The sequence below is a fragment of the Arthrobacter sp. MYb221 genome (assembly GCF_002979835.1).
Lineage (GTDB): Bacteria > Actinomycetota > Actinomycetes > Actinomycetales > Micrococcaceae > Glutamicibacter.
This window is the reverse complement of record NZ_PCPW01000003.1, coordinates 92,177-118,552: the sequence shown is the minus strand read 5'-3', so window position 1 is coordinate 118,552 and position 26,376 is coordinate 92,177. Positions and strand designations below refer to the sequence as shown.

24 protein-coding genes are annotated in these 26,376 nt (G+C 63.7%); 13 read left to right on the top strand and 11 right to left on the bottom strand.

Annotated elements, in window-relative coordinates:
- The first annotated feature begins 198 nt into the window (after nucleotides 1–198).
- Nucleotides 199–1,512, top strand: a complete 1,314-nt coding sequence (locus CQ015_RS05075) for a hypothetical protein (RefSeq protein WP_105649536.1) — start codon at nucleotides 199–201, stop codon at nucleotides 1,510–1,512.
- Here CQ015_RS05075 and CQ015_RS05070 read toward each other — a convergent pair.
- The 3 genes from CQ015_RS05070 to CQ015_RS05060 form a co-directional block, all read right to left on the bottom strand.
- The gene (locus CQ015_RS05070; protein ID WP_105649535.1) at nucleotides 1,509–3,128 is read right to left on the bottom strand and encodes an HNH endonuclease signature motif containing protein; all 1,620 of its coding nucleotides are present in this window, start codon (nucleotides 3,126–3,128) and stop codon (nucleotides 1,509–1,511) included. The genes CQ015_RS05075 and CQ015_RS05070 overlap by 4 nt on opposite strands.
- 62 nt (nucleotides 3,129–3,190) lie before the next feature.
- On the bottom strand, nucleotides 3,191–4,309 hold the full coding sequence (locus CQ015_RS05065; protein WP_181150358.1) for a class I SAM-dependent methyltransferase: 1,119 nt from the start codon (nucleotides 4,307–4,309) through the stop codon (nucleotides 3,191–3,193).
- Nucleotides 4,306–4,977 (bottom strand): YigZ family protein, encoded by a 672-nt coding sequence (locus CQ015_RS05060; RefSeq protein WP_105649533.1) that lies wholly within the window; start codon nucleotides 4,975–4,977, stop codon nucleotides 4,306–4,308. The genes CQ015_RS05065 and CQ015_RS05060 overlap by 4 nt, the downstream gene beginning before the upstream one ends.
- Before the next feature lie 26 nt (nucleotides 4,978–5,003).
- Here CQ015_RS05060 and coaE point away from each other — a divergent pair, with 26 nt between their 5' ends.
- The 6 genes from coaE (at nucleotide 5,004) to CQ015_RS05030 (ending at nucleotide 11,259) form a co-directional block, all read left to right on the top strand.
- Complete coding sequence (gene coaE / locus CQ015_RS05055; RefSeq protein ID WP_105649596.1) at nucleotides 5,004–5,594, top strand: dephospho-CoA kinase; 591 nt, start codon at nucleotides 5,004–5,006, stop codon at nucleotides 5,592–5,594.
- On the top strand, nucleotides 5,594–5,851 hold the full coding sequence (locus CQ015_RS05050) for a hypothetical protein (protein ID WP_105552329.1): 258 nt from the start codon (nucleotides 5,594–5,596) through the stop codon (nucleotides 5,849–5,851). The genes coaE and CQ015_RS05050 overlap by 1 nt, the downstream gene beginning before the upstream one ends.
- 62 nt (nucleotides 5,852–5,913) lie before the next feature.
- Nucleotides 5,914–7,995, top strand: a complete 2,082-nt coding sequence (gene uvrB / locus CQ015_RS05045; protein WP_096285200.1) for an excinuclease ABC subunit UvrB — start codon at nucleotides 5,914–5,916, stop codon at nucleotides 7,993–7,995.
- A gap of 292 nt (nucleotides 7,996–8,287) precedes the next feature.
- Nucleotides 8,288–9,343 carry a TerC family protein gene (locus CQ015_RS05040; RefSeq protein WP_258133463.1) on the top strand — a complete coding sequence of 352 codons (1,056 nt, stop codon included), beginning with the start codon at nucleotides 8,288–8,290 and terminating at the stop codon, nucleotides 9,341–9,343.
- 135 nt (nucleotides 9,344–9,478) lie between these two features.
- Nucleotides 9,479–9,931: a MarR family winged helix-turn-helix transcriptional regulator gene (locus CQ015_RS05035; RefSeq protein ID WP_105649532.1), complete on the top strand. Its 453-nt coding sequence runs from the start codon at nucleotides 9,479–9,481 to the stop codon at nucleotides 9,929–9,931.
- A 50-nt stretch (nucleotides 9,932–9,981) separates the two neighbouring features.
- Complete coding sequence (locus CQ015_RS05030) at nucleotides 9,982–11,259, top strand: MFS transporter (RefSeq protein ID WP_105649531.1); 1,278 nt, start codon at nucleotides 9,982–9,984, stop codon at nucleotides 11,257–11,259.
- A 74-nt stretch (nucleotides 11,260–11,333) separates the two neighbouring features.
- Here CQ015_RS05030 and CQ015_RS05025 read toward each other — a convergent pair whose 3' ends face one another.
- The 3 genes from CQ015_RS05025 to CQ015_RS05015 form a co-directional block, all read right to left on the bottom strand.
- Entirely contained in the window at nucleotides 11,334–12,005 is a 672-nt protein-coding gene (locus tag CQ015_RS05025; RefSeq protein WP_105649530.1) for a hypothetical protein, read from the bottom strand.
- 194 nt (nucleotides 12,006–12,199) lie between these two features.
- Complete coding sequence (locus tag CQ015_RS05020) at nucleotides 12,200–13,486, bottom strand: alpha/beta fold hydrolase (protein ID WP_105649529.1); 1,287 nt, start codon at nucleotides 13,484–13,486, stop codon at nucleotides 12,200–12,202.
- Complete coding sequence (locus CQ015_RS05015) at nucleotides 13,483–13,959, bottom strand: GNAT family N-acetyltransferase (protein ID WP_105649528.1); 477 nt, start codon at nucleotides 13,957–13,959, stop codon at nucleotides 13,483–13,485. Before CQ015_RS05015 ends, CQ015_RS05020 begins: the two co-directional genes overlap by 4 nt.
- Nucleotides 13,960–14,021: 62 nt before the next feature.
- On the opposite strand from CQ015_RS05015, the gene CQ015_RS05010 reads away from it, so the two are divergent.
- A complete protein-coding gene (locus CQ015_RS05010) occupies nucleotides 14,022–14,774 on the top strand; it encodes a metal-dependent hydrolase (protein ID WP_105649527.1) in 753 nt (250 codons plus the stop codon).
- Here the strand turns inward: CQ015_RS05010 and CQ015_RS05005 are convergent.
- Entirely contained in the window at nucleotides 14,771–15,343 is a 573-nt protein-coding gene (locus CQ015_RS05005; protein WP_105568926.1) for a dihydrofolate reductase family protein, read from the bottom strand. The genes CQ015_RS05010 and CQ015_RS05005 overlap by 4 nt on opposite strands.
- 150 nt (nucleotides 15,344–15,493) lie before the next feature.
- On the opposite strand from CQ015_RS05005, the gene CQ015_RS05000 reads away from it, so the two are divergent.
- Complete coding sequence (locus CQ015_RS05000; RefSeq protein WP_181150357.1) at nucleotides 15,494–16,498, top strand: NAD-dependent epimerase/dehydratase family protein; 1,005 nt, start codon at nucleotides 15,494–15,496, stop codon at nucleotides 16,496–16,498.
- A 60-nt stretch (nucleotides 16,499–16,558) separates the two neighbouring features.
- Here the strand turns inward: CQ015_RS05000 and CQ015_RS04995 are convergent, their stop codons facing one another.
- Nucleotides 16,559–16,762: a hypothetical protein gene (locus CQ015_RS04995; protein ID WP_105552320.1), complete on the bottom strand. Its 204-nt coding sequence runs from the start codon at nucleotides 16,760–16,762 to the stop codon at nucleotides 16,559–16,561.
- 245 nt (nucleotides 16,763–17,007) lie between these two features.
- Nucleotides 17,008–19,536: an RNA helicase gene (locus CQ015_RS04990; RefSeq protein ID WP_105568928.1), complete on the bottom strand. Its 2,529-nt coding sequence runs from the start codon at nucleotides 19,534–19,536 to the stop codon at nucleotides 17,008–17,010.
- 77 nt (nucleotides 19,537–19,613) lie between these two features.
- Here CQ015_RS04990 and CQ015_RS04985 point away from each other — a divergent pair, with 77 nt between their 5' ends.
- Nucleotides 19,614–20,405 carry a methyltransferase domain-containing protein gene (locus tag CQ015_RS04985; RefSeq protein ID WP_105568929.1) on the top strand — a complete coding sequence of 264 codons (792 nt, stop codon included), beginning with the start codon at nucleotides 19,614–19,616 and terminating at the stop codon, nucleotides 20,403–20,405.
- A 40-nt stretch (nucleotides 20,406–20,445) separates the two neighbouring features.
- Nucleotides 20,446–20,925, top strand: a complete 480-nt coding sequence (locus tag CQ015_RS04980; protein ID WP_105569258.1) for a GNAT family N-acetyltransferase — start codon at nucleotides 20,446–20,448, stop codon at nucleotides 20,923–20,925.
- A 28-nt stretch (nucleotides 20,926–20,953) separates the two neighbouring features.
- On the opposite strand, the gene CQ015_RS04975 is transcribed toward CQ015_RS04980, so the two are convergent.
- Nucleotides 20,954–21,607: an MBL fold metallo-hydrolase gene (locus CQ015_RS04975; RefSeq protein WP_105568930.1), complete on the bottom strand. Its 654-nt coding sequence runs from the start codon at nucleotides 21,605–21,607 to the stop codon at nucleotides 20,954–20,956.
- 82 nt (nucleotides 21,608–21,689) lie between these two features.
- Here CQ015_RS04975 and CQ015_RS04970 point away from each other — a divergent pair, with 82 nt between their 5' ends.
- Entirely contained in the window at nucleotides 21,690–22,067 is a 378-nt protein-coding gene (locus CQ015_RS04970; RefSeq protein WP_105568931.1) for a GntR family transcriptional regulator, read from the top strand.
- 166 nt (nucleotides 22,068–22,233) lie between these two features.
- Here CQ015_RS04970 and CQ015_RS04965 read toward each other — a convergent pair whose 3' ends face one another.
- On the bottom strand, nucleotides 22,234–23,064 hold the full coding sequence (locus CQ015_RS04965; protein ID WP_105568932.1) for an SDR family NAD(P)-dependent oxidoreductase: 831 nt from the start codon (nucleotides 23,062–23,064) through the stop codon (nucleotides 22,234–22,236).
- A 397-nt stretch (nucleotides 23,065–23,461) separates the two neighbouring features.
- Between CQ015_RS04965 and uvrA the strand changes: the two genes are divergently transcribed.
- Entirely contained in the window at nucleotides 23,462–26,332 is a 2,871-nt protein-coding gene (gene uvrA / locus CQ015_RS04960; protein ID WP_105552314.1) for an excinuclease ABC subunit UvrA, read from the top strand.
- Nucleotides 26,333–26,376: the final 44 nt, after the last annotated feature.

Below are 26,376 nucleotides of genomic sequence, written 5' to 3'. Positions count from 1 at the left end.
GGCAAGTACTGAGAGGAAAGGTCCAACCCGCTCCGGGTTGGGCCTTTCCTTCATTTAACTGCTCTTTTCCAGATGCGGTTCATCCAGGCTGCGTAGGGGGCGTATTGAAGATCAACCCAAAGGTGGAGTGCAAGCATAAAGTCCGGCCTATAGACTAAATCATTGTTAGCGGGTAGTCGAGGCCGGTGAGGATAAGCAATGGCTCAGTTGAAGGCGAGATACGCCTCGGAGGGAGTGCGGGCGGCGCAAAGCAAGCCTGTGCCGTTCTACTCGGTGACCGAGGAAGAGTGGCGCAGCATCCCGCGCGACATCCCCAATGTGATCGTCCTGCTCGCGAGCTGGCTGCCGCTGATCGCGTTGAACGTTTACCTGTTCCGCTTCGCCTACCGCGATCGGGAAGAGCTCGAACTGGGCGGACTGCTGACCTTCTCGGTGATCGCCGCATGCGTTGCGGTGATGTGGGCCGCCTGCCGGATCGCGCCCTGGCTGGCTTTGACGGCGACGGCCGCGCTGTATCTGATCCTGCAGCCAGTGGGTGTGCCGCAGCTGGTGCTGCTGGGCAGCGGCGCCTTCTTCGGGCTGCTGGCGCTGACGGGACTGTTCAATCAGCTGCGCTTTATCGCCAGGTTGCGTCGTTGGCGTGCTCTTTCAACCTCCACGGTCGATATTCCGCCCGAGCAGCGCTCGCGGTTGCACGCCTACCGGCAATTGCCGAAAACGTTGTGGTATCTGGCGCTGGGCTCGATGATCTACCCCTTGCTGAAGCTGGTCTGGCAGTTTTTCACCGATGCGAAGCAGGTGGTCAACGCGCTGGATCGGGATCGCATCGACTCCCTGGTCATCGGAGTCATGGCATTGGCTCTGTGCCTGGTCGTGGTGCTCGTGCGGTTCATCGAACAACGGCTGGCCGGGCACCTTGCACTGGAGATCCCGCTGGCCCGGGGATATGGACCGCTGAGTTTCACCGCGGTGGGCAAGGTGGTGCCGGCCGAGCCGCTGTCCGGGGGCGGATGCGACTGCACGGATCCGGGCCGGGAGCCCAAGACGCTGGAATACGGGCAATTCGCCGAATGCCTCGATAACTGCCGGGTGCATGGGATCGCGGCGGTTAATAACTTGAGCCCCGCCGAATTCTTGCGCGTGGCCGATCAGCCATGGGTCTGGGGCGAGCATGTCAGCGACCGTCTGGTGCGGCGCGGGGACCGGATGGTGATCGCCGGGCTCAGCGGCTGGGACTCGATGCCGGTGCGTTTGGAGGTGCGTACGGTGTTCGGCCAGGGCCGCCAAGCGGCCGCGAACTACCTGCCGCGCCGGGCCGCGGAACCGCGCAAACGCCAGGCGCGTGGACTGCATTGGCGCGATGGAGCGGATAACACCATGCAGGTCGAACAGTTTGACCCGGCCGCAATGCCGGAGTTCGAGCGGATCTCCTTGGCTGGCGCCGGGATCGATGGCTATGCGGTGCGGGTGCGCAGCAAGCGGCCGTTTATCTGCGGGCACCCGGTAGGCTAGGCCGCGCGGCGGGCATTGATGCTGTTGCGTTGCGGAGTCTGCGTCGGATCGACGAATTTGGGCAGGATGACCTGCGGGACGCCGCCGTTGGAGGCAACCTTCAGCACTCCGGCATGCACGTCGTGATGATGCCCGGTGCACAGGCAGCAGCCCAGGTACACCGCGGTGGGTCCGCCGTTTGACCACCACCAGATGTGGTGGAGTTCGCAGTGCTCGGGCGGCACGGTGCAACCGGGCACAATGCAGCCACGGTCTCTGGCTTTGATCGCCCGGCGCATGTACTTGGGGAAATTTCGTTGTTCGCGGCCGATGTCCAGGATTTCTCCGCGGCCGCCGAGCACCAGGGGAATGATCTTCGCTTTGGCCAGGGCCTGTCTCAGGTCGGTGGGCCGCATTTCAAAGCCGCTGTCGGTCACCCCGTGGGTTTTGGCCAATCCGGTCAGCTCCGCCAAGGTCAGATGGACCATGATGGTGGGCTGAACCACCGGGATCTCGGGGTCCTCCGGGGCGAGCGCCTCGCCGGGTGTGCCCGCGGAGGGCTTCTGCGCGGTGCGGGCGGTCAGCAGCCGGCTGAGCTTCTGGCTATTGACCGTCAACAGGTTCATCAGCCCCTGCAGTCGGCGCCGGGCGACCGTCGCCTCCACCAGCGGGTTCCAGGTACTCGCCGCGGCCTGTTCGTCGGAGACGAAATCCGGGTGCTCCGGGATGGCGCCCGATGCGTGGGCCGATTCGACTTGGCGGCTGGCGGCGCCGGCCTCGGTGCGCGGATTGTCCGCCTGCGAAAGCAGCGATTCGAAGGCATCGGCGTCCAAGGCGGAGAGCCGGACCTGGTAGACGATGAGCCCATCCTTTTCACCCTGGCGGTAGATTCCGGCAGCCGACTCCGGCTCGAGCTCGGCAGCAGTGGCCTTGGCGGACTTGATCAGCTGGTTCAACTTCTTGGACCGGGTTTTCGGTTCCGGCTCCTCCAGCAGTTCCACGGCGGCTTCTTCGACCAGCTGCCCGCTGGCATCCTGCGCACAGGCCGTGCCGGGTGCGTCGAATTCTCCCGGAACCGGTTCGAGCTTATGCAGCCGGCGGGCGGCGCTCAGCGTTTCGCGAGGGTCGGCGCGGCGGGTGGCGAAGCGTTGGGCGAGGCGGGGGAATTGCGCCGGGCAGCGGTTTCCCTGCTGGTCGAATTGGCAGATGACCAGGTGCGCGTCCTCCACCCGGCGGCGGGCCTCGAAAATGTCGAGGTTCAGCCAGGCGGCGAGGAGTTCCGTCGCGCCCTTGTAGCTGGGGCGGGACTCGGCGAAGGCCGGGGCGGTGGCGTAGTCGATGGCCTGCGCGCGCAGCGCGTCGAGGGTGGCGATGTCCAAGCGGTGCGCGCCGCTGGCTTCGACCAGGTGGGCGCAGTGGGTTTGGGTGCGGACCGCCTCATGGGCCAGCCGTTCGGTGTGCGTGCTCAGGGCCAGCGCGGCCCGCGGGTCGGTGAGCGTGGTGCTGGCGGTGCGCAGGGCGGGCAGGATATCGGCGGCGAGCGAGGACAGGGTCAGCAGCTCGGGGGTGGAAAGTTCCCCCGAGCCGGCCAGCTGCGCTTGCAGATCCGCGACGGTCTGCTCGATCCTCGTACTCATGGCTCCAGTGTGCCCGGGGCGCGGTCCGAAGCGCGCGGCCGGGTTCCGGGGTGTGGATAAGGTCAGCGGCGGCGAACGGAGCGGGTGACGGTGAAGGTGGAGTTGCGGGCGAGCTGCTCGGTGGGGCCGATGCGCCGGGCGAGCTCGCCGCGGTAGCGCAGGTGCGAGTTGAAGACGCAGAGCAGGATCCCGCCCTCGGCCAGCACGCGGGCCGCCTCGTCGATCAATTTCAGCGCGATGCCGGCGTGGACCGTGTTCCCGATGTGGAAGGGCGGATTGAGCGTGACCAGCGTGGCGCTGGCCGCGGGGTGCCGGGCCAGGCCGTCGTCCTGCACGGCGCTGATCCGTCCTTCGAGCCCATTGGCGGCGGCCGAAAGCCGGGTGGAGGCGACCGCCGAGGCCGAATGATCCGAGGCGTCCACGCGCAGCGCGCGGTGGGTGAGCGCGGCGTAGACTCCGATGGAGCCGTTGCCGCAGGCCAGATCGAGCAGCGTGGCATGGTCGGAGAGCTCCGGCAGGTTCTCCAGCAGCAGCCGGGTGCCCGGGTCCAGGCGTTGCGCGCCGAAGGTGGCCGCCCCGGCGCGCAGGGTGAATTCGGTCCCGTTCACCGAATGCGTGGCCGCGAGCGGGTAGGCGCCCGACGGTGCCCCGGGCAAGGGGGTGTGCACGGTGAGCACGCGGGCCTTCTGCCGGGCGTGCGAGACCTCCAGGGCGGCGAAGCGCTTGGCCAGCAGCTCGTTCATCGTGCGGTTCATATGCTTGAGCATGCCGCCGGCGTGCACGATGGTGTGCGCGTCGCACTGTGCGGCGATGGCGGCGGCCTGCTCGTCGAGCACATCCAGCCCGCGCGGCAGGCAGAGCAGCACCAGGGTCGCGCCGCGGGCTACCTCATCGAGCGCGCGGAATTCCAGACGGTCCGCCCAGTCCGGGGCCAGCCGTTGCAGGTTCGCGCTGATCGCCCGCGCGGAGGTCAGCGAGTCGGTGTGCACCTGCACCCGGCTTGCGCCGGAGGCCAGCGCCCCGAGGGCCAGCGCGCCGTAATGGTCCCCGATCACGGCCACCGTCTCCGGCCAGTGCGTGACGGTGTCCAGGATCAGCCGGTCCGCGGCATCGGCGGCGAAGAGGTTCTCCGCCTCGATATCGGGCCAGCGGCGCAGCTGCGCCAGGAGTTCGCGGCTCATAGGTCCACCCATCTGGTGTCGATCGGGCGCAGCATTCCGGCGCCGGAGGTCAGTGTGGCGATGGCGGTGCGCAGCGCCTGGGCGTCACCGGGCTCGTCGTTGATGCCGATACGCAGCACCGCGTCGGTCTCCCGCCAGAGCGTGTCGCCCAGCTGGTAGCCGGCGGAGCGCAGCTCGTTTTCCCAGCAGGCGGCCAGCGCATGCGCGGCGGGCAGCTCGAAGAGGCGCAGCCGTTGGCGGGTGCGCAGGGCCGCGTGGTTCAGCGCCTGGGAGACGGAGTCGGAATAGGCGCGGACCAGGCCGCCGGCGCCGAGCTTGATGCCGCCGAAGTAGCGCACGCAGACGGCGAGGACATCGGAGAGGTCAGCGCCCTGCCCGGTATCGCGTTTGGCCAGCGCCTCGAGCATCGGGATTCCGGCGGTGCCCGAGGGCTCGCCGTCGTCGTTTGAACGCTGGGTCATCCGATCCGGGCCGATGATGAACGCGCTGCAGTGGTGGCGGGCGTCGAAATGGGTTTTGCGCAGCGCCGCGAGATGCGTCCGGGCGGCGGCCTCGGATTCGACGCGGAAGAGGTAGGTGATGAAGCGCGAACGCTTGATCTCGACCTCGTGCACGCTGTCGCCGCCGAGCGTGGTGTAGCGGGTGGCGGCGGAGTCGTTGGTGTTCATCGTACTTAGTTTATAGGGTGGTAGACATGATCCATGTGGGACTGACCGGCGGCGTGGCTTCCGGCAAATCGGCAGTGGCGGCGCGTCTGGTGGAACTCGGCGCGGTGCTGATCGACGCGGACAAGCTCGCCCGGGAGGTTGTTGCGCCCGGAACGCCGGGCCTGGAGGCGATCCGGGCGGCCTTCGGGGAGGGCGTTTTCGCCGCCGACGGGTCGCTGGACCGTGCGGCGCTCGGTGCGCTGGTCTTCGGCGACGAGGCCCAGCGGCGCAAGCTCAACGCGATCGTGCACCCGCTGGTGCGCGCCCGGGCGCAGGAGCTGCGCGCGGCCGCGGGGCAGCAGGCGATCGTGGTGGAGGACATTCCGCTGCTCGCCGAATCCGGGCAGGCGCAGGATTTTGACACCGTCATCGTCGTGCAGGCCCCCCGCGCGGAGCGGATCCGCCGGATGATCGAGGACCGCGGGTGGACCCGGGCGGATGCCGAATCCCGGATGGCCGCCCAGGCCAGCGACGCGCAGCGTGCGCAGATCGCCGATCATCTGCTGCATAATGAGGGGACACTCGAAGAGCTCCGCGCCCGGGTGACCGAACTATTTGAGAAGGAACTGCGCCGCTGATGCTGAAAATTTCGAAGTGGACGATGCTGGCGAGCTTCGCGCTCGCGCTGGTGCTCTGGCTGGGCTTCGGGGGCCGGGCGGAATATGTTGCCTCCAATGGCCCCTACTCGCCGGTGGTGTATCTCTCCGGCTGGATCGCCCTGCTCGGGCTGATCGCCGCCACGGCGCTGACCGTCGGGTTCTTCGGCGCGCAGATCCGCCGGACCGCGGCGCGCAATGCGGTGCGCACCGGCACCCGGCTGGGCCGCGGCAGGTAATTTCGCGATCGGCATGCCCCCAAGCGTAGGCGAGTGTCGGTGCGCCTCGTTATGCTGGAGGCATGAGCCTTGCACAGCCGATCAAGCGCGTCGTCGCCCCCTTCGAAGTCGTCAGCGAATACACCCCCGCCGGAGATCAGCCCACCGCCATCGCGGAGCTGACCCAAAGGCTCAACGGCGGCGAGAAGGACATCGTGCTGCTCGGCGCCACCGGTACCGGCAAGTCGGCGACCACCGCCTGGCTGGTGGAGCAGGTGCAGCGCCCCACACTGGTGCTGGTGCAGAACAAGACGCTCGCCGCGCAGCTGGCCAACGAATTCCGCGAGCTGATGCCGAATAACGCGATCGAGTACTTCGTCTCCTACTACGACTACTACCAGCCCGAAGCCTATGTCGCGCAGACCGATACCTTCATCGAAAAGGATTCCTCGGTCAACGAGGAGGTCGAGCGGCTGCGCCACTCGGCGACCAACTCGCTGCTCACCCGCCGGGACGTGATCGTCGTCGCCACGGTGTCCTGCATCTACGGCTTGGGCACCCCAGAGGAGTACGTGGAGGGCATGGTCACGGTGCGCCGGGGCGAGGAGCTGAACCGCGACGCGATGCTGCGCCAGTTCGTGGCCATGCAGTACACCCGAAATGACATGGACTTCCACCGCGGCACCTTCCGGGTGCGCGGGGACACCGTGGAGATCATCCCGATGTACGAGGAGCAGGCGCTGCGCATCGAGTTCTTCGGCGACGAGGTGGAGGCGATCTACACGCTGCACCCGGTGACCGGGGAGGTCATCCGCGAGGAAACCGAAATGTATATCTTCCCGGCCAGCCACTATGTCGCCGGCGCCGAGCGCATGCACAAGGCGATCAAGACCATCGAGGACGAGCTGGCGGCGCGGCTGAAGGAGCTGGAGTCGCAGAATAAGCTCGTCGAGGCCCAGCGCTTGCGCATGCGCACCACCTATGACCTGGAAATGATGGAGCAGATGGGCTTCTGCAACGGCATCGAGAATTATTCGCGGCATATCGACGGCCGCGAGTCGGGCAGCGCCCCGCACTGCTTGATCGACTATTTCCCCGATGACTTCCTGCTGGTGATCGACGAGTCGCATGTGACGGTGCCGCAGATCGGCGCCATGTACGAGGGCGATATGTCGCGCAAGCGCAACCTGGTGGAGCATGGTTTCCGGCTCCCCTCGGCCATGGACAACCGGCCGCTGAAGTGGGATGAGTTCCTGGAGCGCGTCGGGCAGACCGTGTACCTTTCGGCGACCCCGGGCAAATACGAGCTGGGCAAGGCCGATGGCTTCGTGGAGCAGATCATTCGCCCCACCGGGCTGATCGACCCGGAGATCATCGTCAAGCCCACCAAGGGGCAGATCGATGACCTGCTCGACGAGATCCGCGTGCGCGTGGCGCGCAACGAGCGCGTGCTGGTGACCACGCTGACCAAGCGGATGGCCGAGGATCTGACCGACTACCTGACCGAGCACCAGATCCGCGTGCAGTACCTGCACTCGGATGTGGACACGATCCGCCGCGTGGAGCTGCTGCGCGAATTGCGCATGGGCTCCTTCGACGTGCTGGTGGGCATCAACCTGCTGCGTGAGGGGCTCGACCTTCCCGAGGTGTCGCTGGTGACGATCCTGGATGCGGACAAGCAGGGCTTTTTGCGTTCGGCGACCAGCCTGATCCAGACGATCGGCCGTGCCGCGCGCAACGTGTCCGGCCAGGTGATCATGTACGCGGACAAGGTCACCGACGCGATGGAGAAGGCCATCGAAGAAACCAACCGCCGCCGGGAGATCCAGCGGGCGCACAACGAGAAGCATGGGATCGATCCGACCCCGTTGCGCAAGAAGATCGCCGATATCACCGATCAGCTGGCCCGCGAGGATGCCGACACCCAGGAGCTGCTGAGCAACAACCGCTTGGCCAAGGACGCCAAGCGCAAGGCCGCGCCGATCCGCAAGGACGGGTTGGCCGCCGCGCCGGCGGAAGACCTGCTCGGGCAGATCGAGCAGATGACCGAGCAGATGCATGCGGCGGCCGCCGAGCTGCAGTTCGAGCTGGCCGCGCGCATCCGCGACGAGGTGGGGGAGCTGAAGAAGGAGCTACGCCAGATGAAGGACGCCGGCCACGCTTAACACAATGTTAATCGGCGCCGTCCGACGGCCCGCTGACTAGCGCGGATGCGGGCGCTGGGGGCGCCGGAAGGGCGGTCTGCCGGGGGTGGGGCGTGCCACTTGAGGCGCGCGCGAGACCGCCTGTAGGCTACAATTAAATCTCGTACGTAGGGGAGTATCCCAAATGCTGTGAACGTCAACACGCGGACCATTGAAGTTTCGCCGGGCGCAGCAGCCGAACACGAATTGATTTGTGACGGCGGAGAGACTTGCGAATCTTTGTCCTACCCTTACGACGAAAGGCTGCTCTTCTGTGGGCACTACAGGGTTAACTATCCAATTTGAAATCATTGCCTTGGTGGCGCTGTGCGTCATCCTGCTGCTTGATTTGTTGTACGTTGTGCGTCGACCGCACGAACCATCGATGAAGGAAGCCGGGCTCTTTGTCGGTTTCTACATCACCTTGGCGCTGATCTTCGGCGGCATTGTCTGGTGGCAGGCCGGCTCCCAGATCGGCCAGGAGTTCTACGCCGGCTGGATTACCGAGTACTCGTTGTCGATCGACAACCTGTTCGTCTTCATCATCATCATGACCCGCTTCGCGGTGCCGCGTAAGTACCAGCAAGAGGTGCTGATGTTCGGCATCATCATCGCGCTGGTACTGCGTGCGATCTTCATTATCGCCGGTGCTGCCATGATCGAACACTTCTCGTGGGTCTTCTACATCTTCGGCGCCTTCCTGCTCTGGACCGCTTGGCACCAGCTCAAGGACGACGATGAGGATGAGGGCAGCGAAAACGGCCTGGTCAAGAAGCTGACCAGCAAGATGCCATTCGCCAAGGAGTATGACGGCAACAAGCTGCGCACCGTGGTGGATGGCAAGAAGCTGTTCACCCCGATGGTCATGGTTTTCATTACCATCGGCATGACCGACCTGCTGTTCGCGGTCGATTCCATTCCGGCGATCTTCGGGCTGACCGATTCGGCGTTCATCGTGTTCACCGCGAACATCTTCGCGCTGATGGGCCTGCGCCAGCTGTACTTCCTGCTCGGTGGTTTGATGAACCGCTTGGTCTTCCTGAAGCACGCTTTGAGCTTCATTCTGGCCTTCATTGGCGTCAAGCTCGTACTGCACGCGCTGCACACCAATGAACTGCCGTTCGTCAACGGCGGCGAAGGATTTGCTTGGGCGCCGGAGATTCCGACTAGCATTTCGCTGATCGTCATCCTGGCCACCATCGTTATTGCCACGGTGATGTCGCTTTGGACCCCATTCGGTCGCAACGCGGCCGCCAAGGCCGAGGCTGCGGAGGCCGAAAAGGCTGAATCCCATGCTTCGATCGAACGCGATCAGGATTCGGGCAAGTAGTCCGCACCCGAACCGGTAAATTACCCGCCGTATTCCATCCTTTCGGATGGAATACGGCGGGTTTTTTCTGTTCCCTGGGTAACATAAATCAGCAAGTTACATAGGTAGCCTATGTAATTCTGCTATGTTGTAACTATGACAAGCGAAGAAGATCCCCTGGCTGGCCTCGCGGGAGGCCTGACGCTCTTTTCCGGCGCGATGTCCCGACTGCTCGGCCAGGCCGCTGGCGACGGTCGGTCGGTCACCGCATGGCGCGTGCTGTCCGTGCTCCACCGGCAGGGACCGCAACGCGTAGGGGACCTGGCCGTGCAGCAGCGCATCGCCCAACCGAGCATGACCGGGTTGGTGATGCGCCTGGAAAAGGACGGACTGGTGCAGCGTGCCGCCGATCCGCAAGACGGCCGCGCCTCGCTTGTCTCGGTGACCGAGCTCGGGGTACACGAGCTCACGGCGTATAAGCAACGGGCGATCAACGCGTTGACCGGCAGCATCGAAGCGATGACCGAGCCGGAGCGGGAAACGCTCAACCAGGCGCTGCCGCTGCTCGAGCGCATGGTGGCGGAGCTGACCGAAAACCTGGATCGCTAGCTCTGCGCCGCACCTGCCACAACAACTAGGAATACGCAGAAGCTGGCCTTATGACGAAAAATACTCAACCAAGCAACTCGCTGTTGCACCAACCAAAATCCGTGTGGGCGATCGCCTTCGCCTGCATGGTCTCGTTCATGGGAATCGGGCTGGTCGATCCGATTCTTCCGGCCATTAGCCGGGATCTGGAAGCCACTGCCTCGCAAACCATGCTGCTGTTCACCAGCTACCTGTTCATCACCGGGTTGGCGATGTTCTTCACCAGCTGGGTCTCCACGCTGATCGGCGTGAAGCAGACCCTGCTCGGGGGACTGGTGCTGATCGTGGCGTTCGCCGCGCTGGCCGGCGCCAGCGGCTCGATCAACCAGATCCTCGCCTACCGCGCCGGCTGGGGACTGGGCAACGCGCTGTTCATCTCCACGGCTTTGGCCGCCATCGTCGGCGCCGCCAGCGGCGGCAGCCGGCAGGCGATCGTGCTTTACGAAGCGGCGCTGGGCGTGGGCATGGCGGTCGGGCCGCTGCTGGGCGGGGTGCTCGGCAGCCTGTCCTGGCGCGGTCCGTTCTTCGGCACCGCAACGCTGATGGCGATCGGACTCATCGCGATCCTCGCGTTCCTCAGCCTGCCGGACAAGCCCGCGGGCCAGCTGAAGATCTCCCCGTGGGCAAGCTTTGCGGCCCTGCGGAACCCCGCCCTGCGCACCATGGCGATCACCGCGGTGCTGTACAACTTCGGGTTCTTCGTGCTGCTGGCCTATTCGCCCTACCCGCTGGAGGCCGCCGCCAAGACGCAGGGAATCGAATTTGGCGCCGCGGAACTTGGTTGGGTGTTCTTCGGCTGGGGACTGTCGCTGGCGATCACCTCGGTGCTTGTCGCCCCGTTGCTGACCCGGCGTTTCGGCCTGCGCCCCATCATGTTTGTCGCGCTGAGCCTGCTGGGACTGCTGCTCGCCTCGATGGCGGTGTTCCACACGCAGCTGCGCGCGCTCATCGCGCTGATCGTCGTCGCCGGGCTGGTGCTGGGCATCCTCAACACCGCGCTGACCGAGGCGGTGATGGAAGCCACCGAGCTGCCGCGCAACGTGGCAAGCTCCACCTACTCGGGAGTGCGTTTCCTGGGAGGGGCGATCGCCCCTGCGGTGGCCGGGCCGATCGCCGCGGCCATGGGGGCCGGCGCGCCCTACTGGCTCGGTGCCGCGGCCGTGTTCGCCTCGATCCTGGTGCTGGGACTGCTCGGTGGGCATCTGTCCCACCTCGGTGCCGGCGCGCACACGGGGCCCGAGGACATAGCCGCCGCCGATACGGTGGCTCCCACCGGTTCGACCCGCTAGCCGGGCTTAAAACGATGCTGGGGCCTGACTTACCACTTAAGGTAACTCAGGCCCCAGCCGTGTTAAGTTGATGCTTAGTTCGTCGGAGTGAGGATGATGCGCAGTGGCGCGAGCAGCGCCTCTTCCTCGGCCGGCAGTCCGAAGGTTTCCGCCAACATCACGATGAACGCTCCGCCCATGGTGGGGTGCAGCATGTGGTGGTTGGTGTAGATCAACGGGATTTCATCTTCGTCCTCTTCGGGGTCAACCTCGTAGGCCTCGGTATCGATGGGACGTGCCAGAACCAAATGGTCGCCGTTCTCCACGAACAACAGCTCGTAGCGGTAGCCATCCTCGTAGAGCAGCACGCTGTTCGGCTTGTCCGAGGGACCGAAGTACTCGGGGTGCTCGGCTACGAAGGGCAGTTCGGAAACTTCCTGCCAATTCTGCGCCAGGGTCACGAAGTCGGTGAGCCGTTCGGCGAAGTCCTCGGCGGTGAGCGGGAACTCCGGGTCGAAGGTATATACCGGCTCGAAATCCGCGTCCGAATCATCCAATGCGGAGGTCGTGGCGAAAATTGCTTCACCGTGCAGAACCAGGGCGAAGTCAATCTCGGACTCGACGAACTTGTAGACCAACGCGTCCTCTTCGGCGCGATCGATCGTCATGTTGTATGGCAGGTGTGCGGCTGCGATGATGCCGTCAAATTCTTCGACCTTCGAGACCAGATCGTCTGGAACATCGACACCATTAGTACTGTTTCCCATAGTGTTCCTTTCGACCTTTACATCGGGCTAGTTGCCCTTGAGCGAAAACCTAGCACGCGCGGTGTGCGCGAACTGCATCCGCCACACCAATTGCGCCAAGGCCCGCCAAAGCAACGGCGCCAAGCAACTTCGAGGTTGGTTGGCGCCTTTGCTTGTGTGCCAGTCTAGCCACCGCGGAGCACCGGCGATAGTGCTCAGTCGCTGGCCGCGGCGGCTTCCGGATCTTCGCCGTTGGTCATCGCCAGCAGCCGACGGAAGATGGCCGGACCGTCATCGCCGATTCCGTCGTGGTGGAAGTCCTCGGTTACCCAGGGTTGCAGCCCCTTGACTTGGGAAGCGGTGCGCAACGACAGCTCGCGGTCAACATAGACGTCATCGTGGTAGACGGCGGCAGCGACCGGGACGGTGTTGCGCGCCAGCACATCGAGGTCGTAGAGCGGGCCGAAATGTTCGTGCTCGGCTAAAATCCGCGCCACCTCTTCGAGCGGGCGCAGCGCGGGATCTTCGGTGAAATGCCAGCGGTAGACCATCTCACCGGTGAGCAGCGGGGTGTCCGCCTGCTCGGCGAAGTCCGGATACTCCTCCAGCACCTGTTCCGCGGCCCAATGGGTCGCCGAGCCTTGGGCGTAGATGGTTTCGTGCATCAGCGCGTAGAGCGGATTGGTGGCGAAGGAGGCCTGGGCGTACAGGGCCGACAGGAAGGCATCCGAGAGCCGGGGTCCTCCCGGAGTCGGTGCGAAGGCCTCCTCGAAGACGTGGTGCAGCAGGTGTACGCGGGTGTTGCCGCCTAGGAACATGCCGAGCATTTGCACTAGCTGCACGGTGACCTTGCGCCCGTCGGGCAGCAGCTCGTCGTCATTGTGCCGCAGGTGCTCGTAGATCTTGTGCAGGGTCTCGAAGTCTTGCGGGTACCAGGAGAAGTATTCGCGGTTGCGTTCGGCCATGCGCTGGTAGGTGGCCCGGTACACGGTCTGCGCATCGGCATCCAGGGAGGCGAGCCCGCCGGTGACCAGGCTGCGTTCGAGGGATTCGGGGAACATCGACAGGTAGGTCAGCGTGCAGAACCCGCCGTAGCTCTGCCCGAAGGTGCTCCACTTCTCGATGCCCAGCTGCTCACGCAGCGCCTCGGCGTCGCGCACGATCGAGTCGGCGCGGAAGTGCGTGAGGTAGCGCGCTTGGGCGGCCGCGTCGCCCCGCAAGCCCAGCGTCTGGTGGGTCGCCGGGGTGGACAGGCCGGTGCCGCGCTGATCGAGCAGCAGCACCCGGAAGTGCTTGGTCGCTTCGGACAGCCAGCCGGACAGGGAGCCGGGGCGCGGGGCCTTCCCGCCCGGGCCGCCCTGCAGGAACAGCAACCATGGCTTGCCCGCATCGGTGCTGATTTCGCGGGCGAAGACGGTGATCTTCTCGCCGCCTGCGGTCCCATGCACCAGCGGGACTTCGACGCGGTGCTCGGTGACGTCCATGCCGCGGTAGTGAATCATCGGGCCATCTCCTCTAGTGCGGGGCCGTCCAGGCGGCGAGTGCTCCAACCGTCCATGGTGGAGGAATGAATCGAATCGTAGAAGGCGATCGCCGGGGCATTCCAGTCAAGGACCGCCCACTCCAACCGGCGGTAGCCGCGCGCCACGCAGATCTGCGCCAAGGTTCTGAGCAGCGCAGTGCCGGTGCCTTTGCCGCGCTCGCTTTCCTGCACGTACAGATCCTCCAGGTGGATGCCGTGGCGCCCTTCCCAGGTGGAGTAGGTCGGGAACCACATCGCGATTCCGACAAGCAGCCCGGACTCGTCCTCGGCGACGTGGGTGAAGACCTTCGGATCCTCGCCGAAGAGGTGTTCTTCCAAGTCCGCGACCGTGTTCTTCACGGCGTCTGGTTCTTTTTCATACACCGCCAGCTCGTGGATCAAGTCGAGGATTCGCGGGCAGTCCGCAAGGCGCGCTTCTCTGATTCGTGACATGTGCTTAAGCTTACCGCCGTCGTGCGGCTATAACGTCGGTGACCAGTCCTAAGGTGGAATCCATGATGGGTGGACACCACGCCATGAGCGGCGCAGCCGCATGGCTAGCAATAACAACTCCGGTGACCGTTGGATCCGTGAACCTGGGATTCGGCGCATTGCACATGGAGCGGTGGGAAACCCTCGCCGGGGCGATCGTCTGCGCAGGGGCGGCCCTGCTGCCCGACGCCGACCATCACAACGCCACGATCGCCCGTTCCCTGCCGCCGATTTCCAATATCCTCGCGCGGATCATCGGGAAGGTCGCCGGCGGCCACCGCAACGGGACGCACTCGATCCTGGGCATCTTGTTCTTCATTTTTGTGGCCTGGCTGGCCGACTCGTGGTCGATGGAAGTGTCCCAGCTCGGGGTGGTGTATCCCGGCGCAGCGCTCTTTGCGATCCTGCTGATTTCCTTCGCGGTGAAAAGCGTGAAATTCATGCCGCCCTTGCTGTGCTGGGTGATTGCCCTGGCCGCCGGGGCGTTTGTCGGCATGAACGCTCCGCTCGAACGGGCCTGGTTCCCGCTGGCGGTCACCGCCGGGGTGATCGTGCACATTCTGGGGGATATGCTCACCATCGGCGGGTGCAACTTGCTGTGGCCGATCAAGATCGGTGCCCCGCGGTGGTTCCGCAGAATACCGGTCATCGGGGACTGCTGGAAAGCTAACGGGCGGGTCGCCTTGCCGGTCCTCGCCGAAACCGGTTCGAAGGCCGAATGGATCCTTGCCAGCCTGATGACATCCTATGTGGCCATTGCGATCATCTTGGCTTAGCGCGTGCGCTCGTACTCGATGATGCTCACTCCGGAATCAAAGGTCCGAGTGCGCACCGGGACAAAGGGCAACGCGGCGTAGCCGGCGGCGCCGAACAGCGCGATTCCCGAGCCGAAGACCAGCGGGTGGCGTTTGAGGATGAGCGTGTCGATTTCCTCGCTGAGCGCTCCGGCCAATTGCCCGCCGCCGCAAAGGTAGATATCCAGCCCGGCATCCTGTTTCAATTCGCGTACCTTGCCCACCGGGTCGCCGGTGAGTTCAATGTGCTCCGGGACCGTGCGCGCGGAACGCGAGACCACAATCTGCCGAAGATGGGTGTAGGGGCTGTCGAGGCCGCCGTAGATTTCGGGATTGTAGGTATTCCAGCCCATCAGCACGGTGTCGAATTTTGTACCCGGAGCGCTGGTTCCAAGGGCCTGGTGAATATGTGCGGGTACCGCGTCGGCGTATTCGCCAAGGATCGGTTGCATGTGGTCTCCCTCGGTGGGAAACGCCGCAAAACCGCCATCGGGCGCCGCGATATAACCGTCCAGGCTCACCGCCACATAGTAAACAAGCTTTCGACCCATCGCGCACACCCTTCTGCGAACCGGTTCTCGGCCCGGTAATTTTCACATGCTAACACGCACGGAATACGGCCGCTAGGGAACCGGGCCTGGGCGGTGTGCCCAGAGTGAAAGCCCTTTGTTGCGGCCTCTGCCACTGCTGTACTTGGGAGCATGAAACTTCTTGTGCTTGGCGGAACGATGTTCCTATCGCAGTACGTTGCCCAATTCGCGTCGGATGCCGGGCACCGGGTCACTTGCGCGGCCCGCGGGGAAAGCGGGGTGGCTCCGCAGGGCTGCGAGTTCATTTATTGGGACCGGAACGAGCCGGCGCCAGTCGAACTCACCGCCGAGCAATTCGACTCAGTTATTGATGTCTCGCGAACCCCGGCGCACGTACGCCGGGCAACGCAAGAGCTCCGCGCCGATCATTGGGTCTTCGTGTCCACCATCTCCGTGTATGCCGATCTGTCGCACCCCGGCGGAACACCAGCCGACACCAAACTATTCGAACCGCTGGAAAGCGACGGCGGGCGATCAACGGCCGAATCCTATGGGGCGATGAAGGTTGCCTGCGAGCAACTCATTGTTGAACTTCACGCGCCGGCCGCGATCATCCGGCCGGGACTGCTCATCGGGCCCAAAGATCCCACCGGCAGGTTCAGTTATTGGCCGGAGCATGCGGCGCGCAGCCTAGCGGACGGCTTGGAACTATTGGTGCCGCTTGCCGCCGAAGACCCGGTGCAGGTGCTGGACGCGCGCGATCTGGCAACCTGGCTCATCGAGCTCGCCGAGAATAAATCCACCGGAACCTTTGACGCGGTGGGCCCGGCAACTTCGCGCCGCGAATTCATCGCGCAGATCTTCGAGGCGCTGGAAGGCGAGCCAAGGGTGCACTGGGCCGATGCTGCGTCGCTGCACGAGCAGGGCGTGGTGCCATGGAGCGGGGAACGCTCGCTTCCGCTGTGGCTTCCGGATCCGGCGGTGGCCGGCATGCTTGATCGCGATCATCGTCCGGCTCGGCAAGCGGGGCTGCGCACCCGGTCCTTAGCGCGGACTAGTCTTGACACGCTTCAATGGCTCAACGGAACAGACCGCGCACGGACCGGTCTGAGCCGTGAAGAGGAGGTAGGCGTCCTGGAAAATTTGGCCGCCGCCGCGCGCGGAACCAGCCGCTAGGCCACGCGCCGTAGCGAACCGCGTATTTTAATTATTCCCCGGACGGGGCGGTTCGCCGGTTTAGGGCTGAGGCAACCCTTGCGCCTGGGACCGTGGTTTCCAGCTCTGGTACAGCAACCACGTACCCGCAACGGTCAATGCCACCTGCAGCAGCGTGGCCAGCAGACCTTCGGCGGTGAACAGCACCGCGTGATTGCTAATGAGACTCAGCCATGCGAGGAACATGACGAAACTGCCGATCTTGCGCAGCCTGATTGGATTCATGGGACAAACAATACCGTCGAATCCACGCAAAAGGTTAGCCGTGACAGGTTAATTTCCGCCGAATTTTTTTCGGCTGCGTTTGACCGTGGGCAAGTACCCGCTAGAGCTATCTGATAGCCGGCCGGACTAGGAGATATGGAAAAACCTTGCTGCTATAAAAGTGGCGGTTCTCATGCACCTGCATCAGGTACATGACAACCGCCACTAGGTGAGCGAAAGGCAAGGCAATCGACTGCCGCGAAGAACTAGTCCATCCGACCGACCGCGGTGACCGTGACTACCGGGGCGCCGAGTTCATCGGAGTCGTCCAAGGAGATGGTGGCGTTGATTCCCCAGTCATGGTGCTCTTCCGGATCGGCGAAGATCTGGCGGACCTCCCAGATCCGGTTCGGCTTCTCGGTGACCACAAATAGGTTCGAGCCGCGGCCGTTCGGGCCGTCATCGATGTCCTCGTGTTCCTCGAAGTAGTCATCCATGGCCTCGGCCCATGCATCGGCAGCAAAACCGCTATGCCCATCGAGTTCGCCCAAGGCCTGATCTTGTTCATCGGCGAAGAGCTTGACCCGGCGGAACATCTCGTTGCGAACCATCACGCGGAAGGCACGCATATTCGTGGTGAGCCTCTCCGGGGCGGGGGGAGTGATCTCGGTTTCTTCATGCAGCTCGCCGCGCGAGAGCTCCTCCCATTCGTCGAGCAGCGAAGAGTCAATCTGGCGGATCAATTCGCCCAGCCATTCGATGAGGTCTTCGAGGTCTTCGCGCAGCGAATCCTGCGGGACGGTCTGGCGCAGGGCCTTGTACGCGTCGGTGAGGTAGCGCAGCAGCACACCTTCGGAGCGAGCCAGCTGGTAGTACTGGACGAAGTCCGAGAAGCCCATGGCGCGTTCGTACATGTCGCGCACGACGGACTTGGGCTGAAGCTCGAAGTCCGCCAACCAGGGGGCACCGGAACGGTACTGCTCGAAGGCCGCCTCGAGCTTCTCCGCCAGCGGCTGCGGGTAGGTGACCTCATCCAGGGCCGCCATGCGCGCGTCGTAGTCCAGGCCTTCGGCCTTCATCGCGGCAATTGCCTCGCCGCGGGCCTTCTTCTCCTGGCCCGAAAGCACCTGGCGCGGCTTCTCCAAGGTCGCCTCGATCACCGAGACGACATCCAACGCGTAGCTGGGGGATTCTGGTTCGAAGAGTTCCAGGGCCGCCAGGGCAAATGGCGACAGCGGCTGGTTCAGCGCGAAGTTCTGCTGCAGGTGCACGGTCAGCTCGTAGTAGTTGCCGTATTCATCGGGTTCCGCGCGCCGCACCACCACGCCGGTGGCGATCAGCTCGCGCAGAATGCCCAGGGCGCGCAGCTTCAGCTTGCGCTGTGAGGCGGGGGTCTCATGGTTCTCGGTGAGCAGGCGCATGGCCGCCTCGAAGGCATTGTCCTCGCGTTCGAGCAGGTTCAGCAGCATCGAGTGGGAGACCTGGAAGGAGGACTTCAGCGTCTCCGGATCGGCATGCACGATCTTGTCGTAGGTCTTCTCGCCCCAGGTGACGAAGTTCTGCGGCGGCTTCTTCTTCGGGATCTGCTTGAGCTTTGAGGAGCCCTCACCGTGCTTCTTCAGGGCCTTTTCCATGGCCTTGTGGTTCTCGATCGCATGCTCGGGAGCCTGGACCAGCACGGTGCCGGCGGTGTCGAAGCCGGCGCGCCCGGCGCGGCCGGCAATCTGATGGAACTCGCGGGCGTTGAGGGTGCGGGTACGGGTGCCGTCGAACTTGGACAGCGCGGTGATCAGCACCGTGCGGATGGGCACGTTGATGCCCACGCCCAGGGTGTCGGTACCGCAGATGACCTTCAGCAGCCCGGCCTGGGCCAGCTGCTCGACCAGCCGGCGGTACTTGGGCAGCATGCCGGCGTGGTGCACGCCGATGCCGTGGCGCACCAGCCGGTTCAGCGTCTTGCCGAACCCTGCCGCGAAGCGGAATCCGGCCACCAGCTCGGCGATGCGGTCCTTTTCCTCGCGGGTGCACACGTTGACGCTCATCAAGCCGGTGGCGCGATCGATCGCGTCCAGCTGGGAGAAGTGCACGATGTAGATCGGGACCTGCTGGGTTTTGATCAGTTCCTCGACGGCTTCCTGAACCGGTTCCATCGAGTAGTAGAAGTGCAGCGGGATGGGACGCTCGGAGTGCGCCACCGTCACGGTGGTTTTTCCGGTGCGGTCTTCAAGTTCCTTCTCGAAACGGCTCACGTCGCCCAGGGTGGCGCTCATCAGCAGGAACTGCGACTGCGGCAGCTCGATGAGCGGCAATTGCCAGGCCCAGCCGCGCTGTGGATCTGCATAGAAGTGGAACTCGTCCATGATGACCACCCCGGCATCCGCGCGCGAGCCTTCGCGCAGGGCGATGTTTGCCAATATCTCGGCGGTGCAGCAGATGATCGGCGCGTCGGCATTCACCGAGGAGTCGCCGGTGACCATGCCGACGTTTTCGGCCCCGAAGATCTTGCACAGGTCGAAGAACTTCTCCGAGACCAGGGCCTTGATCGGGGCGGTATAGAAGCTGATCTGGTCGCGGGACATCGCGTAGAAGTGCGCGGCAATGGCGACCAGCGACTTGCCCGAGCCGGTGGGCGTCGCCAAAATGACGTTGCTTCCGGCGGCCAAGGCCATCGAAGCCTCGTCCTGGGCGGGGTATAGGTCGATGCCGCGGGTGGTTACCCAGCGGCCAAAGGACTCGTAAATCTCGTCGTCGGAAACGTTCTTCGCATCTGCAGGCAGGTAATCGGTGAGCAACATGATGCTCTAAGCCTATCCGTTGAGAACTGTGACCGGAGGCTAGCTGAACGCTGAGCCGTGGTACTAGGCTCGGAAATATGAAGTGGAACCCGAATAAATACGCTGAATTCGCGAATTACCGCGGACGACCCTACGAAGACCTGCTGGGTCAGCTAGGCGAAATCACCCCTAGGCAGATCGTTGACCTGGGCTGCGGGCCGGGAGACAAGACGAGCCTGCTGGCCGAAACCTGGCCGCAGGCGCAGGTGACCGGATTGGATTCCTCGCCGGAGATGATCGCCCAAGCCAACGGCGCGGTGCGGCTGCCGAATCTGGGCTTCGACCTGCTCGATGCACGCCACTGGCACCCGGGACCCGAGATCGACCTGCTCTTTTCCAACGCCATGCTGCAGTGGCTCCCCGAACACCGCGAACTGCTCAAAAACTGGTTGGGTGATTTGAAGGCCGGCGCCTACGTCGCAATCCAGATGCCGGGAAACTTCGGCGCTGCCTCCCATGCGGTGATGCGTCAGGTGGCCGACGGGGCGAAGTGGGCGGGCAGGCTCGGTGGCGTCCTGCGGCACGAAGACGTGGTGGGTGAACCACAAGAGTACCAGCGGCTATTGCTCGAGGCAGGGTTCCAGGCAAATGTGTGGGAGACGACGTACCACCAGGTGATGGTGGGGGAGAGCCCGATCCTTGACTGGGTGCGAGGCACCGCTTTGCTGCCCATCAAGGCCACATTGCCCGAGGACGAATACCTGGATTTCGAAGCGGACTATTCCGCTGCCGTCGCCGAGCATTACCCGTCGTTCACGGCACCGGACGGTGCCAAGCTGACGAACTTTCCCTTCCGGCGCATCTTTATGGTGGCACGCAAGCAGGGCTGAATCACTGGTGCCGGCGCTGGACATGGAGGACAATGGCCACATGGAAAAGCGGCGCACCTACGTAGCCAAGGCGGAACACTGCGCGCAGCTGGCAAAGCTGCAGGCTGACTTCAATGCGGAGTTCGGTTCTCCCTGCCCCACGGAGCAGATACTAGCCAGGCGGTTGCGGGGTATGCTCGCTGGCCCACACTGTTATGCGGTGCTCGCCGGTCCTGCATCTGAGCCGTCGGGCCACGCCATCGTGACCCTGCGGCCAACCATCTATTCGGACGGGCCGCTCGCGGTGCTTGATGAGCTGTATGTGCGCCCTCCACTGCGAGGCCAAGGCGTCGGCGGCGCCATCCTTGATCATGTCCTGCGCCAGCTGGCCGAGCGCGGGGGCAGCGAAATGCACATCAACGTGGATGAAGACGATGCGCAGGCTCGTCGCTTTTACGAGGACCGCGGGTTTGTGAACCACGAACCGGGCAGTGAATGGCGGATGCTGCTCTACCTGCAAGAATTGCCCACCGGGCCGTAACCTGATGGGCAATGCTGCAAATGATGGATTACCAGCCGCGCTGTCGCCATGCACCGAGGTGCGGGCGCTCGGTGCCCACGGTGGTGGAGCCACCGTGACCAGGCAGGACGACGGTATCATCCGGGAACTTTTCGAAGATACGTTCGGATACGTCGTTGAGCAACGACTCGAAGCGCTCCGGGTCCTCCCAGGTATTGCCTACACCCCCGGGGAAAAGGCTGTCTCCGCTGAAGATGACCTGCTGTCCCGAGGAGTCCTGCAATGCATATGCGATCGAGCCCGCGGTGTGCCCGCGAAGGTGGATGGCCTCAAGTTCCACCTTGCCAACGGAAACTCGATCACCATGGGTCAGCCCGTGGCTGATCTTCACGCCCGACTCCTTGGCGATACCGTTGATATCTTCGGCGCCTGCATACGTGGGAACGGCGAAGCGTTCGACGACCTCGGCCAGGGCCCGCACGTGGTCCCAATGCTCATGGGTCGTGGCGATGCCAACGACCTCTGGTTCGGGGCCATCCTTGGCGGCGCTTGCCACGAGTTCTAGAATCGCGGGAGTTTCGTCGGCCGCATCGATCAGTAGCTGTTTGCCACTGGCCCTTTCGGTGACCAAGTAAACGTTGTTGTTCATTTCCGAGACGCTCACCGAACGAATCGTGACGTCGGCTAATAGAAGTTCACTCATGGTTATTACCTTACGATGGCGATTGGACTGAACACGATAGGCTCAGTGAATCAACCGAAGTATTGCACCGAATGGAGCGCCAATGGCCAACCTGGATTTCATCCGTATCGACTCGAAATCGGCTGTAGCACCGTATCAGCAGGTACGTGAGCAAATCCTTGCAAGTATTGCCGGTGGTGATTTGGCACCCGGAACCAAGCTTCCCTCGGTGCGGGCGCTCGCCGGTGACCTGGATCTTGCGGTGAACACGGTGGCGAAGGTCTATAAGGAGCTGGAAGCCCAAGGCGCGGTCGTGACCCGCGGGCGACACGGAACCATCGTGCAAGCAGCCGAGGATCGTGCCCAGCAAGAAGTCGGCGACGCCGCAGCCGATCTGGCACGCGTAGCCCAGACCTGGTCGGTAGATGAAGAAACCGCGGTTAAGTATTTGCGCGCCGCGTTCAGCTCGCTGCCGCGTTAATCAGTGGCCTTCGGGCCGTGGGGCACCGGGCTGTGCGAGGCGAGCTAACCCGAAACGCGATTTGAGTGTCCCTAAAGGTCGGTTCATGCAGCTTGGGCCCAAACCGCACTGCACCAGAACCAGCGGCAGATTCTGCGGCACGCTCAGGTAACTCGGGGAAATCCTGTCAGTTAGCGGTTCGGAGCAGTGAAGCCGATTTCTTCCAGAGCTGTTCTGCGAACTTCGGGTTGTGCATTTCGGCACTTACCCTTGTCGCTATCCTGCGGGATTCATAGTAGGAACCCGGCAGGAAAGACGTTCCAGGAGTCCCTTCCGCGAGCCAAACAAGCTGATCTGACCCTTTTTCGGGAGTGACGGTAAAAAGACGTTTGAGCGGGCCGTGGTAAATGCGCCGCATGAAATGTGTGGTTTCGCTGGCGAAGCTGCTGGCGACGATACCCGGATGGAAAGCAACGGCGGTGATGCCTCGTGGTCCGAACCGGTGCTGCAATTCCTGAGTGAAGAGGATATTAGCGAGTTTCGCGTTGCCATAGGCTTTCTGCGGGGCGTAGCCCTCGGTATTCTGCAGGTCTTCGATATCCAGCCGCCCGAAGATCCGGGCGGCCTTGCTGGCTGTCTGGATAATCGTTGCCTTGCCGGCAAGCAGCGCTGGCATGAGCAAGCTGGTGAGCAGGAACGGAGCAAGGTGGTTGACCTGGAAAGTAATTTCATGCCCATCAACGGTCTGGGTTCGCTCACCCATGATGCCGCCTGCATTATTCGCGAGCACGTTGATTACGGGGTACGCCTCCAGCAGATCATCTGCCAGCTTTCTAACTTGGGTCAGCTCAGCGAAGTCCGCAACATAATAAGGAACAGACAGCTCTGTCGCGATGCTTTTGGTTTTGCTCTCCGAGCGCCCCACGATGACGACGCGATGGCCACGGCCAACCAGCGTGCGCGCGGCGGCCGCACCGATGCCGTCGCTGCCGCCGGTGATGATAATGGTTTTGCTCATGGTGAATTCATTTCCTCAATGCCGGCGCGGGAGCTCAGCCTCCCATTCTCGGAGCGAACTGGTAAGTCATCCTAGCGGACGCCGGTGGCAGTATTTAGTTGAAGGCCAAGGGTTCCGGGGCCGGGTTGGAGTACCACGCCGGGAGGCGCCGGCCACATGGCTCGTCGGGAAACTTTTGTGGGGAACATGCGAAGAAAATGCGCCCTGCCGGCGCTGTCGCCTACTTGTCGGCTAGTCATCGTGTTCTGCCTGTGCGATCCGATTGAGCCTCGAAACGGCCGCCGACCAGCAAATCTTCAGGGCTGGAAATGCCCGGGATATCGCCCTGCGCGAAAGTAACGCGCATTTGTGCCAAGCACCACGTTTATTCGAAGTAGTTTTCGATTAGTATTACTTCGTGGCTATTACTGCAGAAAGCAAAAAACTGGATTTGTCCCGTCTGATCGTCAAGGGTGCGCGCGAGCACAACCTGAAGAACGTAGACGTGGATCTTCCGCGCGACGCGATGATCGTCTTTACCGGCTTGTCCGGATCGGGCAAGTCATCGCTGGCCTTCGACACGATTTTCGCCGAGGGGCAGCGCCGCTATGTCGAATCCCTGTCCGCCTATGCGCGCATGTTCCTGGGCCAGGTCGACAAGCCGGATGTGGACTTCATCGAAGGGCTTTCCCCGGCCGTGTCGATCGACCAGAAGTCCACGAGCCGCAACCCGCGGTCCACCGTGGGCACCATCACCGAGGTGTATGACTACATGCGCCTGCTCTGGGCCCGCGTAGGACGCCCGCACTGCCCCGAATGCGGGGAACCCATTTCGAAGCAGTCGCCGCAGCAGATCGTCGACCAGCTGCTGGAGATGCCGGAGAAGACCCGCTTCCAGGTGCTTGCCCCGGTGGTGCGCGCCCGTAAGGGCGAGTTCGTGGACCTGTTCGCCGAACTCTCCTCCAAGGGATTCTCCCGTGCCCGGGTCGACGGCAAGACCATTCAGCTGACCGAGCCGCCCAAGCTGGCCAAGCAGGTCAAGCACACCATCGAGGTGGTCGTTGACCGCCTCGCCATTAACGACACGGTGCACCAGCGGCTGACCGACTCGGTGGAAACCGCACTGAACCTGGCCGAGGGCCGCGTGCTGGTGGACTTCGTGGATCTGGAAGAGGACGACCCGAAGCGCGTCCGCGCGTTCTCCGAGAACCTCGCCTGCCCGAACGAGCACCCGCTGGCCATCGATGAGATCGAACCCCGAACCTTCTCCTTCAATAACCCCTTCGGCGCCTGTTCGGCCTGCAGCGGCATCGGCACCAAGCTCGAAGTCGATGAGCACCTGATCGTCCCGGATGCCGAGGTCAAACTGGCCGACGGGGCCATCGCGCCGTGGTCCTTGGGCAAGGCGACCACCGAATACTGGAACCGGTTGATCGAGGGGCTCGGCAAGGAGCTGGGCTTCAGCATGGACACCGCCTGGAAGGACCTGCCGGCACCGGCGCGCCAGGCGATCCTGAACGGCAAGGACCACAAGGTCGTGGTGCAGTACAAGAACCGTTTCGGCCGGGAGCGCAAGTACTCCACCGGGTTCGAAGGCGTCATCTCCTACGTGCACCGCAAGCATGAGGAAACCGAATCGGATCACGCGCGCGATCGCTACGAGCAGTACATGCGCCAGATTCCGTGCCCTACCTGCGGCGGCGCCCGGCTGAACCCGGCCTCGCTGTCGGTGCTGATCGGCGGCAAGTCGATCGCGGCGGTGGCGGCCATGGATTTGCGCGCGGCGGCCGAATTCCTCACCACCTTGGAGCTGAGCGACCGCGAGGCGCAGATCGCCACCCAGGTGCTGAAGGAAATTGGCGCGCGCATGAAGTTCCTGCTGGACGTGGGCCTGGAATACCTGACCCTGGAACGCGCCGCGGGCACCCTGTCCGGTGGCGAGGCGCAGCGCATCCGCCTGGCCACGCAGATCGGTTCCGGCCTGGTCGGCGTGCTCTACGTGCTGGACGAGCCCTCCATCGGCCTGCATCAGCGCGACAACCGCCGGCTGATCGAAACCCTGCTGCATCTGCGTTCGCTGGGCAATACGCTGATCGTCGTCGAACACGATGAGGACACCATCGCCGAGGCGGATTGGATCGTGGATATCGGTCCGGGTGCCGGGGAGCACGGCGGCGAGGTAGTCCATTCCGGCTCGCTGGAGGGGCTGAAGGAGAACACCCGCTCGCTGACCGGCGACTACCTCTCCGGACGCAAGCAGATCGAGCTGCCGAAAAAGCGCCGCAAGGCCGACAAGAAGCGCATGCTCAAGCTGGTGGGCGCGAAGGAAAACAACCTGCGGGACGTCACCGTGGAGTTCCCGCTGGGCGTGCTGACCGCGATTACCGGTGTCTCGGGTTCGGGCAAGTCGACGCTGGTCAACGACATCCTGTACAAGGTGCTGGCCAATAAGCTCAACGGCGCCAAGCAGGTTCCCGGACGCCACACCCGGGTGCTGGGCCTGGAGCACCTGGACAAGGTCGTGCACGTGGACCAGTCGCCCATCGGGCGCACCCCGCGGTCGAACCCTGCCACCTACACCGGGGTCTTCGACAACATCCGCAAGCTCTTTGCAGAGACCAATGAGGCGAAGCTGCGCGGCTACCAGCCGGGCCGATTCTCCTTCAACGTCAAGGGCGGGCGCTGCGAGTCCTGCTCGGGTGACGGCACGCTGAAGATCGAAATGAACTTCCTGCCGGATGTCTACGTGCCGTGCGAGGTCTGCCAGGGCCAGCGCTACAACCGCGAAACCCTGCAGGTGCTCTACAAGGGCAAGAACATCTCGGACGTGCTGAATATGCCGATCTCCGAGGGCGCCGAGTTCTTCGCCGCGTTCACCCCGATCGCCCGCCACCTGAAGACCCTGGTCGATGTGGGACTGGGCTATGTGCGCCTGGGGCAGCCGGCCACCACGCTTTCCGGCGGCGAGGCGCAGCGTGTGAAGCTCGCCGCGGAATTGCAGAAGCGTTCAAACGGCCGCTCCATCTACGTGCTCGACGAACCGACCACCGGTCTGCACTTCGAAGACATCCGTAAGCTGCTGCTGGTTCTGCAAGGACTGGTGGACAAGGGAAACACCGTGTTGACCATCGAGCACAACTTGGACGTCATCAAGTCGGCCGACTGGGTGATCGATCTGGGGCCGGAAGGCGGCTCGGGCGGCGGAACGATTTTGGCCACCGGAAGCCCGGAATCCGTGGCGAAGGTCGACGAATCGCACACCGGAAAGTACCTGGCCGAAATTCTCTAAAACCTCAAATCCCGAGCGAGGCGGACCCGCTGAATATGCGTTTT